Source organism: Ensifer sp. Root278 (assembly GCF_001429285.1).
In the GTDB taxonomy this organism is placed as follows: Bacteria; Pseudomonadota; Alphaproteobacteria; order Rhizobiales; family Rhizobiaceae; genus Ensifer.
Window position 1 is genome coordinate 259,271 of record NZ_LMJJ01000042.1, and the last position, 14,943, is coordinate 274,213.

Below are 14,943 nucleotides of genomic sequence, written 5' to 3' on the forward strand. Positions count from 1 at the left end.
CGCCGCGACCGACCATGGCGACGTTTAGGACATCCGAGACCGTTCCCGAGGCTGCCCGCCGCGGCGGCGTGCTTCGGGACGGCTCGCGCACCGTGCCGGAGGAGACGCCGGTCGCCTTCAGCTATGGCGGCTCGACCCATGCAGTGATGATGGCGACGCCTGGCGATCTCGAAGACTTCGCCGTCGGCTTCAGCCTGACCGAAGGCATCATCACGGATCCCGGCCAGATCGAAACGGTCGAGATCGTCGCCGAGACGGTGGCCGGCAATCTCGGCATCGACCTGCAGATTGTGCTTGAGGACGAAGAGAACGACATGCTCCGCCAGCGTCGCCGGCACATGGCGGGTCCGGTCGGGTGTGGGCTTTGCGGCATCGAATCGATCGAGCAGGCGGTGCGGCCGACGCCTGATGTTTCCGGGTCGAAGTTGACGCTGTCGCAGGAGGATGTCGTCTCGGCCGTGGCACTGCTCAACGGCCAGCAGCCGCTGCATTTCGAGACGCGCGCCGTGCACGGTGCCGCCTTCTATGTGCCTGGACGCGGCCTGATCGCAGTCCGAGAGGATGTCGGCCGCCACAATGCGCTCGACAAGCTGGTGGGTGCTGCGGCGCGCGCCGGCTTTAGGGGTAGCGAGGGCGCCGTCGTCGTTACCAGCCGCGTTTCCGTCGAGATGGTGCAGAAGACGGCGGTCGTCGGCAGCCCCGTGATCATCGCCATTTCGGCGCCGACGGCGCTGGCCATCCGTACGGCCGAGGCTGCGGGCATGACGCTGATTGCGCTGGTGCGCGGCGACGAATTCGAGATATTCACCCATACCGAACGCATCAAGTCCGGAGCTGTCGCCGATGTCGCATGACAACACCAACGCCAAGCTGATCTACATGGCGAACCAGATCGCCACCTTCTTCAAGAGCCAGCCGCAGAACGAGGCGGCCCAGGGCGTTGCCACTCATATCAACAAATATTGGGAACCACGCATGCGGCGGAAATTGTTCGAGCACATCGACAATGGCGGCGAGGGGCTGACGCCGCTGGTGCTGGAAGCGGCGGCGAAGATCAAGCGTCCGGAAGCCGCCTAGCTAGCCTGCGCTCATCATCGACCGCAGGTTCTCCGCTCTCCGCGGACGGGGCGTTTTCCAAGCAATTGCCGTGTCTGAAAAGATTGAAGGGAAGGCGGCTACCGGTAGCCGCCTTCCCCATTCCCGAGCGCGGGGTGCAGGGATGTGCGCTCAGAAATTCTGCCAGCCATCCGCGGCCGGTGCCGCAGCAAGGCTTGTTCGTTGGCCGCTGCGCATGGCGCGGGCGGTTGCGTGGAGCCGGGTCGGTTGCGCGCGGTCGTCAAAGTGGCGGTTCGCGTCGATGATCTGGGCTTGCTCGCCGTAGCGGAACTGTCGGAGCAGTTCGTGCAGGGCGTCTGCCTCGCGGGCCATGGCGTGGCTTGCGGCCGTGCTTTCCTCGACCATCGCTGCATTTTTCTGGGTCGCCTGGTCCATCGAGTTGACCGCCTGGTTGATCTCCTTGAGGCCGGTCGACTGTTCGCGGGCGGCCTCGACGATCGCCGAGACGTTGGCGTTGATCTCCTGGACCTGGGAAAGGATCTCTTCGAGCGCAGCACCCGTCTGGCCGACCAGCGACACGCCGTTCTTGACATGTTCGGTGGAGGTGCCGATCAGCGCCTTGATATCCTTGGCCGCACTTGCGGAGCGTTGCGCCAGTTCGCGCACTTCCTGGGCGACGACGGCGAAGCCCTTGCCGGCTTCACCGGCGCGTGCCGCCTCGACGCCGGCGTTGAGCGCCAGCAGGTTCGTCTGGAAGGCGATGTCGTCGATGACGCCGATGATGTTGGAGATTTCGCGTGACGACTGTTCGATCTGGCCCATCGCGCCGATGGCGCTCTTGACCACATTGCCGGAGCGTTCGGCGCCGGCCTTGGTCTTGGCCACCAGTCCGCCCGCCTCTTCGGCCCGGCGGCTGGAGTCGGCAACCGTCGTGGTGATCTCGTCGAGCGCGGCTGCGGTTTCCTCGACGGAGGCCGCCTGCTGTTCCGTGCGCTTCGACAGGTCGTCGGCCGCTGAGCGGATTTCCCGGGCGCCGGAGGCAATCGCGCTGGCATTGTCGCCGACGGTGCGCATCGCCTCGCGCAGCTTGGCGGTCGCCCCGTTGAAGTCGGTCCGCACCGCTTCCATGCTGGGCACGAAGGGCGTGTCGAGGTTGCGGGTCAGGTCGCCCTCGGCGAGCGCCCTCAGGCCGGCGCCGAGGCTATTGATCGCGCTCATGCGCTCGCTGACGTCGGTCGCGAACTTGACGACCTTGTAGACCTTGCCGCTGAAGTCGCGGATCGGGTTGTAGGCCGCCTGGATCCAGATCTCCTTGCCGCCCTTGCCGTAGCGCACGAACTCGTTGGAGAAGAATTCGCCGGCGGCGAGACGTTTCCAGAAGTCGGCATATTCGGCGGTGCGGGCGTAATTCGGTTCGCAGAACATGCTGTGATGCTTGCCCTGGATTTCCGAGAGGCTGTAGCCGAGTGCGGCGCAGAAATTCTCGTTGGCCGTCAGGATTTCGCCTGTCGGTGTGAACTCGATGACCGCCTGCGAACGCGAGATCGCGTCGAGCTTGCCGGCATCCTCGGTTGCCCGCGCCTTGGCGGCGGTGATGTCGGTTGCGAACTTCACCACCTTGTACGGCTTGCCGCCGCGGAACACAGGATTGTAGGTCGCCTGGATCCAGATTTCGCGGCCGCCCTTGGCGATGCGCTTGTAGGCATTGGCGTCGAACTCGCCGCGCCCGAGGCGGGCCCAGAAGTCGCGGTATTCCTGCGTCTGGGTGTAGTCGGCCGGGCAGAACATGCGATGGTGCTGGCCGACGATTTCCGAAAGGCCGTAGCCGAGCGCCTGGCAGAAGTTCTCATTGGCGGTCAGGATCTTGCCGGTCAGGTCGAACTGAATGATGGCCTGCGACTTCGAAAGCGCGGCGACGATCTGGCGCGCATCTGCAATTTTACCGAGAGCGAACATTGTAACCCTCTGATCTCGTTTGTTGGCTCAAGCCGGGGCTTCGTGCCTTCTTTGACAGGGTTTGCGGGGCCAAAGCGGCGCAACTCCCGGACTAAGACAAATACCGGCCTGCCGAAAATTGTCTGGTCGTCCTACGCCGGCCCACCGGGTCAGCGGCTTCGTGCTTCGTGAGGGGAGTTCGAACTACCGGGCTTCATGCCCAAGGCGCCGTGTTTCTACAATCTAGGTTAGTAACAGGACTATTAAGCAGGTGTTAAAATAGCAACTATCAAATTTCAGTTGTAAAAACTCGTATATCCAATTTTAGTTGAATTAGTTAATCCTGCTTTTCTAATCTACTGCCGTGCAATCTGGGTCTGCCGTCAATAAGAAAGGCCGCCCCACGGCACGTAGGGCGGCCTTCATGTCGTTCGTCTGCTACCTCAGGGTTACCTCAGGCGGCCAGTTCTTCGACTTCACGTTCCTTGAACATTCGCGCCAGGTTGAGGAAGCAGATCATGCCGTTCTCGTTGGCGATGATGCCTTCGGCAAAGCTCTTGTCGAAGGACGCTGTCACTTCCGGCACCGGCTGCACCTGGCTGCCCTGAACAGTGAGGATGTCGGAGACGCGATCGACGACGAGGCCGATCACCATGTTGTGCACTTCGGCGACGACGATGGCGCTGCGTTCGTTGGCCGTCGTCGATTTCATGCCGAGCTTGTGGGCAAGATCGATGATCGGGATCACTGTGCCGCGCAGGTTCATGACACCGATCACTTCCGGCGGCGAATGGGGAATGGGGGTGGAGGGCGCCCAGCCGCGGATTTCGCGGATCGTCGTCGTCTTGACGCAGAATTCCTGATCGTGGAGGCGGAACGCAATGATCTCCAGCGTCTCGCCGTCAAACCCGGCCGTCCTGAGTGTGCTTGTCATCGAAGGTCCTTCCAGCTTTCCGGTCGACGCCCATGGCGCGACACCGCCAAACTCGAGATATCTCCGCATGGCTGCCGGCGCATGGGAGCGCGGCGATGGTCCGTTGGGGAGAGATCCTTACAGTCCGCCGATCACATCCGGCGGGGCGCAGCTGCATCATGCGCGGAAGAACCGCTTTGCGCTTTGGGAAGGGACTATAGGCCGGGATTCGTTAAGACTTGCTTTTGCAAGTGCTTAGAGCAGTTCCAGGAAAAGTGTGAAACGGTTTTCCGTCCGGAATTGCGTCGCTTCAATTGATGATCCGCCCTGAGCCTGGCTCGGGGCGGATCGGATCTTGGGGTCAGGCGGAGGCGAGAACCTTTGCGAACTGTTCCACGGCCCAGTCGACCTGTTCAGCGTTGATCACTAGCGGCGGCGCAATGCGGATCGTGTCGCCATGGGTGTCCTTAGCAAGGATACCCAGCTGCTTCAGTGCTTCGCAGTGCTTGCGGGCGCCACCGGCTTCCGGCACCAGCTCGACCGCCAGCATCAGGCCGCGACCGCGAACTTCCTTGATGATGTTGGAGCGGATGTCGGTGAGGCCCTTCTGGAAGCGCTCGCCCATGCGGGCTGAGTTCTCGATCATGCCTTCTTCCGTCAGCGCCTTCAGCGCCGCCCGGGCGATGGCACAGGCGAGCGGGTTGCCGCCGAAGGTCGAACCGTGCTGGCCCGGCTTCAGAACACCCAATACTTCGGAGTTCGAAAGCACGGCGGAGACCGGGTAGAAGCCGCCAGAGAGCGCCTTGCCGATCAGCGTCACGTCGGCTTCGATGGCTTCGTGCTCTTCGGCGAGCAGCTTGCCGGTGCGGCCAAGGCCGGTCTGGATTTCGTCGAGGATCAGCGTGATGCCATGCTTGGTGCAGAGCTCGCGAACGGTCGTGAAATAGCCAACCGGCGGAACGATAACGCCCGCTTCGCCCTGGATCGGCTCGACGAGGAAGGCGACGGTGTTCTCGTTGATCGCAGCGCGGAAGGCGTCGATGTCGCCGAAGGGCACGACCTTGAAGCCCGGTGCGAAAGGACCGAAGCCGGTGCGGGCATCCGGGTCGGTGGAGAAGCCGACGATGCCCATGGTGCGGCCATGGAAGTTGTTGGAGCAGACGATGATCTCGGCCTGGTTCTCGGCCACGCCCTTGACCTCGTAACCCCACTTACGCACCGCCTTGACGGCGGTTTCGACGGCTTCGGCGCCGGAGTTCATCGGCAGCACCTTGTGCGAGCCGGTGAGGGCTGCGATCTCTTCATAGAAATGCGCGAGCTGGTCGTTGCGGAAGGCGCGGGAGGTGAGCGTCAGCTTCTGCGCCTGCTCCATCATCGCCTTCAGGATCTTCGGATGGCAGTGGCCCTGGTTGACGGCCGAATAGGCCGAGAGGCAATCGAGGTAGCGATTGCCCTCCATGTCCCAGACATAGACGCCTTCGCCGCGCGAGAGCACCACGTCGAGCGGTTTGTAGTTATGCGCGCCAAGCCGGTATTCGGTTTCGATCAGGGCTGCCGTCGTATTCATACATTGTCCTCCGTTTGTTATCTCAGGCGCTGCGGGTCGGCCGGTCGAGCACACGGCGGCCGAAGAGGCTCGCCGTCAATTCGACCAGGATACGCGCGCTCTTGCCGCGGTCATCGAGGAAGGGGTTGAGCTCGACGACGTCGAGCGAGGAAACGAGTTCGCTTTCCCAGAGCATTTCCATGATCAGGTGCGCCTCGCGGAAGGTCGCGCCGCCGGGAACGGTGGTGCCGACGCCGGGGGCGAGTTCCGGATCCATGAAATCGACATCGAGGCTGACATGCAGCAGGCCGTTGGCGGCGCGAACCTCACTGAGGATCTGGCGCATGATGTGGGCCATGCCGAGTTCGTCGACGGCGCGCATGTCATAGACGCGTACGCCGTGCTCGGTGATCTCTTCGCGCTCGCGATCGTCGACGGAGCGGATGCCGACCTGGAAGACCTTCTTCGGATCGACGAACGGCCGGTCGGCCGGCAGAATCGGAGCGAATTCCGCTTCGCCACAGAAATACGCGACCGGCATGCCGTGCATGTTGCCGGAGGGGGAGGTTGACGGCGAATTGAAGTCGGCGTGGGCGTCGAGCCAGAGCACGAAGAGCGGCCGGCCGACTTCGGCGGCGTAACGCGCCATGCCGGAGACGCTGCCCATGGAGAGCGCGTGGTCACCGCCGAGGATGATCGGGAAGTGGCCCTTGCGAACCGTGTCGTGCACGGAATCGTGCAGCGCGCGGGCAAAGGCTGCGACGATCTGCAGATTGTTGGCGCCCGGGTGGTTGGCGAGGTCGCGGGCCGGCAGCGGCTTGACGTCGCCTTCGTCGTGAACCGTGTGGCCGAGGTCGCGCAGCACCGTGTCGATGCCGGCTATGCGCAGGGCCGTCGGCCCCATGGCTGCGCCGCGCCGTCCAGAACCTTCTTCGATGGGTGCGCCGATCAGCGTGATGGTCGTCATATCCGCCCGATTCCTTCTCAAGATAATTCCGTGTGTACCCGGTTGGGATCGCGCGGATTATGGCCAAAATGCATGTCAGCAAAAAGATGGAAAACTGCCGATTAGTGAGATAAAATCGACAGATTGATAAGCACCATGTTACAAAGTGATAGCAATGGATGATCTCGATCAGGCTCTCATCAGCGCCTTGCGCCAGAATGCGCGCATCCCCGTTTCAACGCTATCGGAAATGACAGGCGTATCGCGCGCGACCGTTGCTGCCCGCATCGACAGGCTCGTCGCTAATGGCACGATCGCCGCCTTTACCATCCGAACCGGCGCGGAAATCCCGGCTTCCGGGGTCCGCGCCGTGGTGATGATCGAGGTGCATGGAAAGATGGCCGACCGCGTTGCCGAACAGTTGCGCGGCCTGCCGCAGGTCCGGGCGCTGCACAGCACCAATGGCCGCTGGGACTTCATCGCCGAGCTGCAGGATCGCGATCTCGTCTCCTTCGACGAGACGCTGCGGCGCATCCGCCTGATCGACGGGATCACCGTCACCGAGACGAATATCCTGTTGAAAACCAGCAAGATGACCGGTGCATTCTGAGCATTTTTCGCCGCCCAAAGCGGTGAGGAAATTGCGTCTCTGAGTCGAATTGTTCTTGCTTTGTTCTCATGTTTCGCTATGATGTGCGCCTCACCCAAGATGGAGGATGTCATGGTTGCCAATGGCGGCAGGCTTGCCGATCGGCAGATCTGTGTGAAGCTGTTTGTCAGGCATGGCGACGAGGATCGCGCCATCGCCTTTTATCGCGAGGCGCTCGGCGCCGAGCTCCTGCAGCGGCACGAATGGCCGAGCGGCATTCTGACGAGTGCGGATCTGAGGATCGGGGAATCGGTCTTCCGGATTGCCGGGGCCAACCCGCGCCGCGATGCGGAGCCCAAGCTCGGGGGACCGCGCTCTCCGCATGCGCTGGGCACGACGGCGGTGATCCTGGAACTGCATGTTCGCGATGTCGATCGTGTGATCGGCCGGGCGATCGGCGCGGGGGCAAGCCTGCGCAATCCGGCCGAGACTTTGTCGACCGGTGACCGCGTCGGTGCCTTTATCGATCCTTTCGGCCATATCTGGGCGCTGTTCAACGCCATTGAGGATGCCGAAATCGTCGATCTGAACATCGAGGCCCGCAACGCCGCCTGAGGCGTTGCGGGCCTCTCGCTGTATGGCCGTGCACTTTGGCGGGATATGTTGCCCGCCGCGTGGCAATCAGAAGAACTCGTCGAGCAGGCAGTAGAGGTCGCGTTTCTCCGGATCGTCCCTGTCGATGCCATAGCGCGCCAGAAACGGCTGCACCCATTCCTCGCCGAGATTGTGGGCGATGCTGTGACAGGCAAGTGCAATGTCCTGATAGGGATCGGCGACGCCCAACCGGCTGCAATCGATGAAACCGGAGAACCGGCCATTCTTCTCGATGATGTTCGGCAGGCAGGCGTCGCCGTGGGTAATGACGAGCTTGCTGATCGAAGGTACGCGGGCTCGGAGTTCTGCAAAAAGATCTGCCGCCGTGCGGCCGAGTCGCGTTTCGTCGAAATCGTCTTCATCGATAAGGCCGGCTTCGGTGCGCGCTCCCGCGATGGCGATGCGCTTTTCGATCCGGTGATCGAAGGGGCAGTCGGCGACGTCCAGCCCATGCAAGCGTTTCAGGGCGTCCACCAAGATGACGATCCGGTCCTTTGGCGACAGCGTCGTGGAGGCGAGGTCCGTGCCCTCGACAGCCTGCAGCAGCAGCCAGTTCGTTTCCGCGTCGAAGGCGCGGGCGATCGCCCGCGGACAGGGCATGCCCTGAGACGCCAGCCAATCAAGCCGCTCCGCCTCGTCAACGAATTCGCTGAAGGGGCCGGCAGCCTCGACTTTCAGCACCAGCATCGGGCGATCCGGCGCCTTCAGCAGATAGATGCTCGAGTCCGACTGTCCGAGCGTGTCATGATTCCAGTCATAGCCTGCAACGAGCGGCAGGAGATTCTCGGGCAATTCGAGATGCGGTTTTCGGGAAGACAATACAATCACCTGAAAAATGAATGCAGCAAATTGGCCGTGACGGCGGCTGATGCCGATGTGGGTTCGCTGTGGCGGTGATTCCACACGTGACGTGCACGCATTCGCGCGGCTGCGGATCGTATTCGGTCCGCAGGCCGTGCCTTGATCTGATCAAAATGTCGTCGAGGAGCGCGACGCCAGACAAACCGCCCCTCAATACTCCTTCTCGAAGAAGATACCGCCCGATGCCGAGCCGTCGCCCGCAGCCGACCCCTTGAGCTTCACGCCCTTGCCGACATCGAGATTGATGACCGCCTTGCTGGAGGCAGAATCAGAGCCCTGCTGCAGCTCGATATAGGTCCGGTCGTTGAGATACTTGCCGGCGCGCACCGAAGCGCCGCCGTTCTCGTCGGTGGTGACGTCGAGGTCGTCGACGCCGAGCTTGTTGCGCAGGCCATCAAGCAGCGACGTCGAGCCTCCGCCGGCAAGCTGGCTGACGGCGGAGGCGAGCTGGGCGATCTGGAAGGCCGAGAGGTTCGACAGCGACCGGTTGAAGATCAGCTGTGCCAGGATCTCGTCCTGCGGCAGCGCCGGCGATGACGAGAAGGCGATCTGCGGATTGTTAGCGAGGCCCGCAACCGAGACTGTGATGGTCGTCGAGCCGACGCTGGAGGTCGCCTTGAGGTCAAGCGTCGGGATCAGGTCGCCACCGAAGCCGATATTGCCGTCGGTGAAGGTCAGGCGCTTGCCGAGGATTTCGAGGCGCCCGCGGCGCATTTCGAAGCCGCCGGAAACGATCGGCTGCACGGCCGTGCCCCGGATCGTCAGGTTGCCACCGAGTTCGGCGTCGATGCCGCGGCCGCGCACGAAGACCTGGTTGGCGGCAACTGCCAGATCGAAGGCGATGCCGCCGCTGGCATTGGCGCCGGCTGCCGGCACCTCGTCCTTGCGCAGGTCCTTGACCATTTTCTGCACCTTAGGCGGCGCATTCTTGTGCTTGATGTCGATTGCCGAGAGCGAGGTGGGCAGCTTCTCGGGAATGGTGATCGATGCCTTGCGGATCGTAACCTTGCCGCCGAGCGTCGGGGTCGCGACCAGCGGACCGGTCAGCGTCATTTCGCCATTGAGATTGGCGTTGAACAGCGTGCCGTCGACATAGGTGGCATTGTTCAGGCGGATCGTCAGATTGGCCGGGAAGCCGGAGCCGGGGACCGTGCCGACGGTGCCGGTCGCCTCGATCGAGCCGCCGGTCGCGAGATTGGCCGAGAGCTTGGAGATCGTCGCCTGCTTTCCGTCGAGCGCGACATTGGCGGTCAGATCGTTCAGTGCCAGGTTGCGGCGCACGTCGACGAGCCGCCCGCCGGATGTCGTGACGGTGCCGGCGATCTGCGGCGCCTTGGCGGAGCCGGAAATCGCGAGGTTGATGCCGGCCTGGCCCGTGAGCGTGAAGCCTTTTTCCGCCATCAGGTTGGCAATGAGGGCAAAGGGTAGGTTGCCGTTGAACTTCATTGCGATCGGCATGTTGCCGCCGATATCGACATTGCCGCCGCCCTTGAAGGAAAGGCCGCTGGCGCCCGAAAGCGTCGTGTCGAGCGTTACCTTGTTGTTGGCGAACTTGCCGTTGGCGGCGATGTCGAAGGCGGCGACCCCGGCCGTGCGTGCGGCGGCCAGCGACGCGCCAGACCATTTGAGGTTGTAGGCGACGACAGGTGCGGACGTTGCGCCAGCGACGTCGACGGTGCCGGCGATCGTGCCCTCGGCGCCGAGGTCCGGGACAAAAGCGTTGACCAGCGCTGCGGGCAGCGCATTGAGCTTGGCGGTGATGTCGAGTTTTTCGCCGGCCGTTCCGTTGACCGCGATGGTGCCCTTCGATGCCTGGATCGTCAGCGCGTTGAGGCGGACGGTGCCGTTTTCGATGGCGATGACCGTCGGCTGCGCGAGCTTCAGCGGGATGCCCTTTGGCGTCGCGCCGAAGGAGGCGAGGCGAATTTCCGTGCGTCCCTTCGCACTCGTGAGATCGCCCTTAGCCGTGAGCGGGCCACCATCATATTTGCCGTCGATCGAAAAGCCGGTGCGTCCCGCCTGCTGCTGGAAATCGACGGCGAGGCCGGCAACGCGGTTGGCGCCTTGAGCGATGGTCTCGGCGCGCACGCTGCCCTTGATGGCGAGGGCCGCGACATCGGAGATCGTGATATCGGCAGTCGGCTTGGCGATCGTCAGGGCATCACGCTTGATGCCGCTGCCGCCGGCCTTGACGACGACGGAGGTGATGCCGTTTGCGGTCTTGATTGCGGCCGACCCGTTGAGATCGCCAGAGGCTTTCTGCCCGGCCATGGCGGCAAGCAGGCCGAGATCGGGCAGGTTGAAATCGATCTTGCCGTCCGGTTTGAAGTCCGGGGTGAAACTGATCGCACCGGTCAGCTTGTTTTCACCGATCCTGGCTTCGAGCACGGGGATCGCGGTGCGTCCGTCCTTGGAGACGACGTCGGCCTTGACGTCGATCGCCTGGCCGTCGAGCGCACCGGTTGCGGTCAGGCTCGCCTGCGGGCTCGAGGGGTTGGCCTTCGCGTCGGCCTTGATCGTGAGGTCGCTGAGGGTGCGTCCGGCGAGCGTGGCGCCGCTCGAGGTCAGTTCGGCCTTGATGCCGAGTTCGGCGAGCGGGCCGGTCACGGCTGCGGTAAACTCAGCCTCGCCCTTGGCGTCAGCCAGAAGCTTGCCGAGATTGGGCAGCTTTCCCTTGAGATCGGTGGTCAGTTGTCCCTGGGCCAAGGCTATCGTGCCGGCCGCCTCGATCGTGCTCGATTTGAGCTCGAGGCCCTCGACGGTCACGCTGCCGTCGGTCGCCGTCTTCACTTCGCCGGCAAGCGCGATGGTCCCGTCGAACTTCGCTGCCGCAGCCGGCGGCAGAGCCTCCGGAACGGTAAAGAGCTTGAACGCGGCGGCAACTGTGTTTTCCTCACGTGAGACGGCACCGGTGACCGAACCGCCAATGCCGGGGCTTTCGATCGTCACCGGATCGAAGACGATGTTCTCCTTCGTCACCGACAGGCTGGCGTCGATCTTCATTGGCGCCTGGACCAGCCGGGTGACGTTGGCGTCGACGAAGCCTGCCTCACCGACTTCGATCACCGTTTTTAGCGGGCCTGATTGTGTAGCGAGGTTGAAGCCGTCGCTGCGCGCCGACAGCTTGACGGCGCCAAGTGCCGCGTCCGGCAGCGTCACGGAGGCGACGTCGGCGGCGAGATCGAGGATTGCGGCCTGCGCGTCGCCGATCAGCGACAGGTTGACGGCGTTGATCTTTGCCTGGGCCTCGCCCTTCTGCAGCGGCCAGCGGAAGTCGATCGCGCCGTTGGTGCCGGCAAGCCGGGCCTGCAGATTGTTGTCGCCCTTGCTGTCGAAGGTGCCGAAGGCGCCAAAGGTCAGCGCGCCGGTCGCGATCTGCCCCTTGTCGACGCGCACCATGCCCTGGCCGTTGAACGCGGCTGCGACGTCGATGCTGGTCTCGCCCTCGAACATCGCACGCAGTGCCGGCGGCATCAGCGAACCGAAGCCGCCGCCGCCAGTGACGGTGAGCCGATGCATGCCGTCGGGTGTCTGGACGTGGCGACCGTCGAGCTTGAGGATCTCGCTGCCGTCGAGCGCGGCCGTGGCAGTGCCGGCCCAGTCGGAAAGAGGACCTTCGCCGGTCAGCTTGATGTTGACCGCGGGCTCGTTGGGCAGGCGAAGGAGTTTTGCGAGCACGCCGTTGTTGGGCTCGTCGACGGTTGCCTCCAGCTTCAGCTCGTTGCCCGCCGGATTGAAGACGATATCGGCGACGGCGCGCGCTTCCGGCCGGTCACGCTGGGCGGCGGTCAGGCTGAGGGCAATGCTCTCGTTGGTCGCATTGATCTTGCCGCTGGCGGTCAGGAACTGATCTTCGCCGGCGATTGCCTTGCCGATGACGATCTCCTTGAGATCGATCGCGTCGATCTTGACGTCGACGGGAAGCGCGAAGGTCGCGCGCACTTCCTTGGTCTCGGTCGAGGGGATCGGCAGGCGTTCGACACGCACCGAGCCGGCGGACAACGCCGCGGCGTCGAAGCGGAAGGAGAGGAGGGCCGCCGGCGACCAGTTGAGCTTGAGGTCGCGGACCTCCGCATAGACGCCTTGGCCGTCGAAAAGCGTGATGCTTCCTGCCGCAAACTCACCTGTCAGCAGCGCACTCGGATCAGCGATCCGCACGATCTGGTCAGGCGTTGCCGCATATTTCTCGATTGCCCAGGCGACGAGGCGGGCGCCTGGAGTCGTGAAGCCCACGAAGGCGACGAGAAGGAGGGCAACGACCGCAATCACGCCAAGCACACGAAGGCCATAGCGCAGCGTCGCGCGAAGGAAGCGGACGACCTGATTCATGCTCTACCCTTAGCGCAAGTTGCGCTGCAGCGGAATCGCCGCAGGGCGAAACTATCGCGCAATGACGGCAATTTGCCGGTTCTTGCTGGAGAATCGGCCCTACTCAGAACGATTGGCCGATACCGGCATAGATGCCGTACTTGGTGCCACCGGGATATTTGTTGAGCGGCACGGCGAAGTCGAGACGGATGGGGCCGAAGGGCGTGGCATAACGCAGGCCGATGCCGGCGCCGGCGCGAATGTCGGAGAAATCGGGCGTCGTTTTCGCCGACACCGTGCCGGCATCGATAAACGGCACCACGCCGATCGTGTCGGTGATCGCGATGCGGGCTTCAAGCGAGGCGTTGACATAGGAACGCCCGCCGGTCTCCTCGTTGTCGGCGTTGCGCGGGCCGATCTCCTGGTAGGAGTAGCCGCGCACGGAACCGCCACCGCCAAGATAGAAGCGACGGTTCGCCGGGATATCCTCAAGCCCGCTGCCGCCGACGAGCACGCCGGCGCCGATCTTGCCGGCGAGAACGAAACGCTTCTCGTCGCCGAGCGCATGGTAGCCCGATGCCGACGCTTCGAAGGACGAGAAGAAGGTCTGGCCTTTGATCTCGTAGCTCGGCTTGGCGTTGATCATCGCCCGGTAGCCGTCGGTCGCGTTCAGCTTGTCGTCGCGAGTGTCGCGCACATATTCGAGCGGAATGGCGGCAGTCAGGTAGGAGTTCGAGCCGAAGGCGTCGTCGATGTTGGCCCAGCTCAGCTCGCCGCCACCGGACACGGTGTCGGTCGGCGAGAGTTCGAATGTGGCGCCGGCAGCACCCGTCAGGATCTTGGCGCGGTAGGCGTCCGGATCCTGGATGTTGGCCTTGAGGCTGGCGGTAAAGGTCGAGGCGGGGCCGAAGGCGCCGGGCTTGGCGAAGAGGATGCCGACCGAATAGTCGAGCTTGTCCAGTTCCTTCGTCTCGCCGATGCGGTCGACCGAGCCTTCTATGCGCAGCGATTCCGCCCGCCCGAAGAGATTACGGTGTCCCCAATAACCCGAGACACCCAGACCATCGGTGGTCGAAACCTGCGCACCGAAGCCGAAATATTTATGCTTGCCTTCCGAGACCTCGATCTTCATTGGGATCGATCCGTCAGGCGACAGCGTGTTGGCTTCCTTGATCGTCACGCTTGAGAACACGCCGAGCTGGCGCAGGCGCTCGGATGCCTTGCGGATATCCTCGGGCGAATAGGGGCGCCCTTCGTTGAGGCGCGAATAGTCGCGCACGAAACCGGGATCGACGGTCTTGGTTCCCGATACGCTGACATCGCCGACAGGCGCGACCGGCCCGCCGCTTGCGCCGATGACGACGTCGACGGTGGAATTGGCGTGGTTGGCGACGGCGCTGCGTTCGGTGAGCTTGGCGAGTGGCCGGCCCTGCTCGCGCAGGTCGTTCACGACCTTTTCGCCAGCCTTGATGATCAGGGTCGAATCGGCGCGTGCGCCGGCAGGCAGGCCATAGTTATCAGGATTGAAGCCGGCCGCATCACCTTCGAACCTGACGGAACCGACCGTAAAGGCGGGGCCGGGCGTGACGGTGACCGTTACCGGGATCGCCTGCCCGTCGGGGAAGGCGGGATCCGGCGGCAGGCTGTCGATGTCCTGGCCGTTGACGCGAATTGCCACGGTGCCGCCGTAGCGGGCCTTTTCGTAGAGGGCGGCGAGCAGCCGGTCGCGATCGTCGCGCGCGCGGATGGCAAGACCGAGATCGCCGGACACGGGCTTTTCCTGACCCTGGACGAGCTGCGAGCTGTTTTCCAGCGCTTCCTTCAGTTCCTTGTCTTCGGTGCCGGCGTCGAAGGTAAGCGTATAGTTGACCGGGTCGATGACCGGCGCTTCCTCTTCGTCGCTCTCGAAGAACTTCATGCCGAAGAGCTTGAAGGCATGGGCGTTTTTGGCGGAAATCGGGCCGAGCGCAAACGAGAAGGCGACTGCAAGCGCAGTTGCGGCCTTCCAGTACGCAATACTCGACCGTGGTGGGGACATTCGCTTCCGCATCCCGTCTTCAGGCGACCCAATACAAACTGCCTGCTTATGCGGCCGGGTCACTATTGCATGCCTAAGGTTTTCCATCTGTTAACGA

At 63.4% G+C, this 14,943-nt stretch carries 11 protein-coding genes; 4 read left to right on the plus strand and 7 right to left on the minus strand.

From position 1 onward, the window contains the following. The first annotated feature begins 14 nt into the window (after positions 1-14). Positions 15-854, plus strand: a complete 840-nt coding sequence (gene fdhD / locus ASE60_RS29010; RefSeq protein ID WP_057255047.1) for a formate dehydrogenase accessory sulfurtransferase FdhD — start codon at positions 15-17, stop codon at positions 852-854. Then, complete coding sequence (locus ASE60_RS29015; protein WP_057255048.1) at positions 844-1,077, plus strand: formate dehydrogenase subunit delta; 234 nt, start codon at positions 844-846, stop codon at positions 1,075-1,077. Before fdhD ends, ASE60_RS29015 begins: the two co-directional genes overlap by 11 nt. Before the next feature lie 150 nt (positions 1,078-1,227). On the opposite strand, the gene ASE60_RS29020 is transcribed toward ASE60_RS29015, so the two are convergent. The 4 genes from ASE60_RS29020 to rocF all read right to left on the minus strand — a co-directional run bounded on the left by ASE60_RS29020 (position 1,228) and on the right by rocF (position 6,417). Then, complete coding sequence (locus ASE60_RS29020; protein ID WP_057255049.1) at positions 1,228-3,012, minus strand: PAS domain-containing methyl-accepting chemotaxis protein; 1,785 nt, start codon at positions 3,010-3,012, stop codon at positions 1,228-1,230. 433 nt (positions 3,013-3,445) lie between these two features. Next, positions 3,446-3,925 (minus strand): chemotaxis protein CheW, encoded by a 480-nt coding sequence (locus ASE60_RS29025; protein WP_057255050.1) that lies wholly within the window; start codon positions 3,923-3,925, stop codon positions 3,446-3,448. Positions 3,926-4,265: 340 nt separating this feature from the next. Continuing rightward, complete coding sequence (gene rocD / locus ASE60_RS29030; protein ID WP_057255051.1) at positions 4,266-5,471, minus strand: ornithine--oxo-acid transaminase; 1,206 nt, start codon at positions 5,469-5,471, stop codon at positions 4,266-4,268. Between the two features lie 22 nt (positions 5,472-5,493). Continuing rightward, positions 5,494-6,417 carry an arginase gene (gene rocF, locus ASE60_RS29035; protein WP_057255052.1) on the minus strand — a complete coding sequence of 308 codons (924 nt, stop codon included), beginning with the start codon at positions 6,415-6,417 and terminating at the stop codon, positions 5,494-5,496. A gap of 154 nt (positions 6,418-6,571) precedes the next feature. Between rocF and ASE60_RS29040 the strand changes: the two genes are divergently transcribed. Both ASE60_RS29040 and ASE60_RS29045 read left to right on the plus strand, forming a co-directional pair. Further along, the gene (locus ASE60_RS29040; protein ID WP_043614769.1) at positions 6,572-7,006 is read left to right on the plus strand and encodes an Lrp/AsnC family transcriptional regulator; all 435 of its coding nucleotides are present in this window, start codon (positions 6,572-6,574) and stop codon (positions 7,004-7,006) included. A gap of 111 nt (positions 7,007-7,117) precedes the next feature. Continuing rightward, entirely contained in the window at positions 7,118-7,600 is a 483-nt protein-coding gene (locus ASE60_RS29045) for a VOC family protein (RefSeq protein WP_057255053.1), read from the plus strand. A 66-nt stretch (positions 7,601-7,666) separates the two neighbouring features. On the opposite strand, the gene ASE60_RS29050 is transcribed toward ASE60_RS29045, so the two are convergent. The 3 genes from ASE60_RS29050 to ASE60_RS29060 form a co-directional block, all read right to left on the minus strand. Next, complete coding sequence (locus ASE60_RS29050) at positions 7,667-8,458, minus strand: APH(3') family aminoglycoside O-phosphotransferase (RefSeq protein WP_057255106.1); 792 nt, start codon at positions 8,456-8,458, stop codon at positions 7,667-7,669. Between the two features lie 192 nt (positions 8,459-8,650). Next, positions 8,651-12,829, minus strand: a complete 4,179-nt coding sequence (locus ASE60_RS29055; protein ID WP_057255054.1) for a translocation/assembly module TamB domain-containing protein — start codon at positions 12,827-12,829, stop codon at positions 8,651-8,653. Between the two features lie 103 nt (positions 12,830-12,932). Continuing rightward, positions 12,933-14,846 carry an autotransporter assembly complex family protein gene (locus ASE60_RS29060; protein ID WP_082616183.1) on the minus strand — a complete coding sequence of 638 codons (1,914 nt, stop codon included), beginning with the start codon at positions 14,844-14,846 and terminating at the stop codon, positions 12,933-12,935. Positions 14,847-14,943 lie beyond the last annotated feature (97 nt).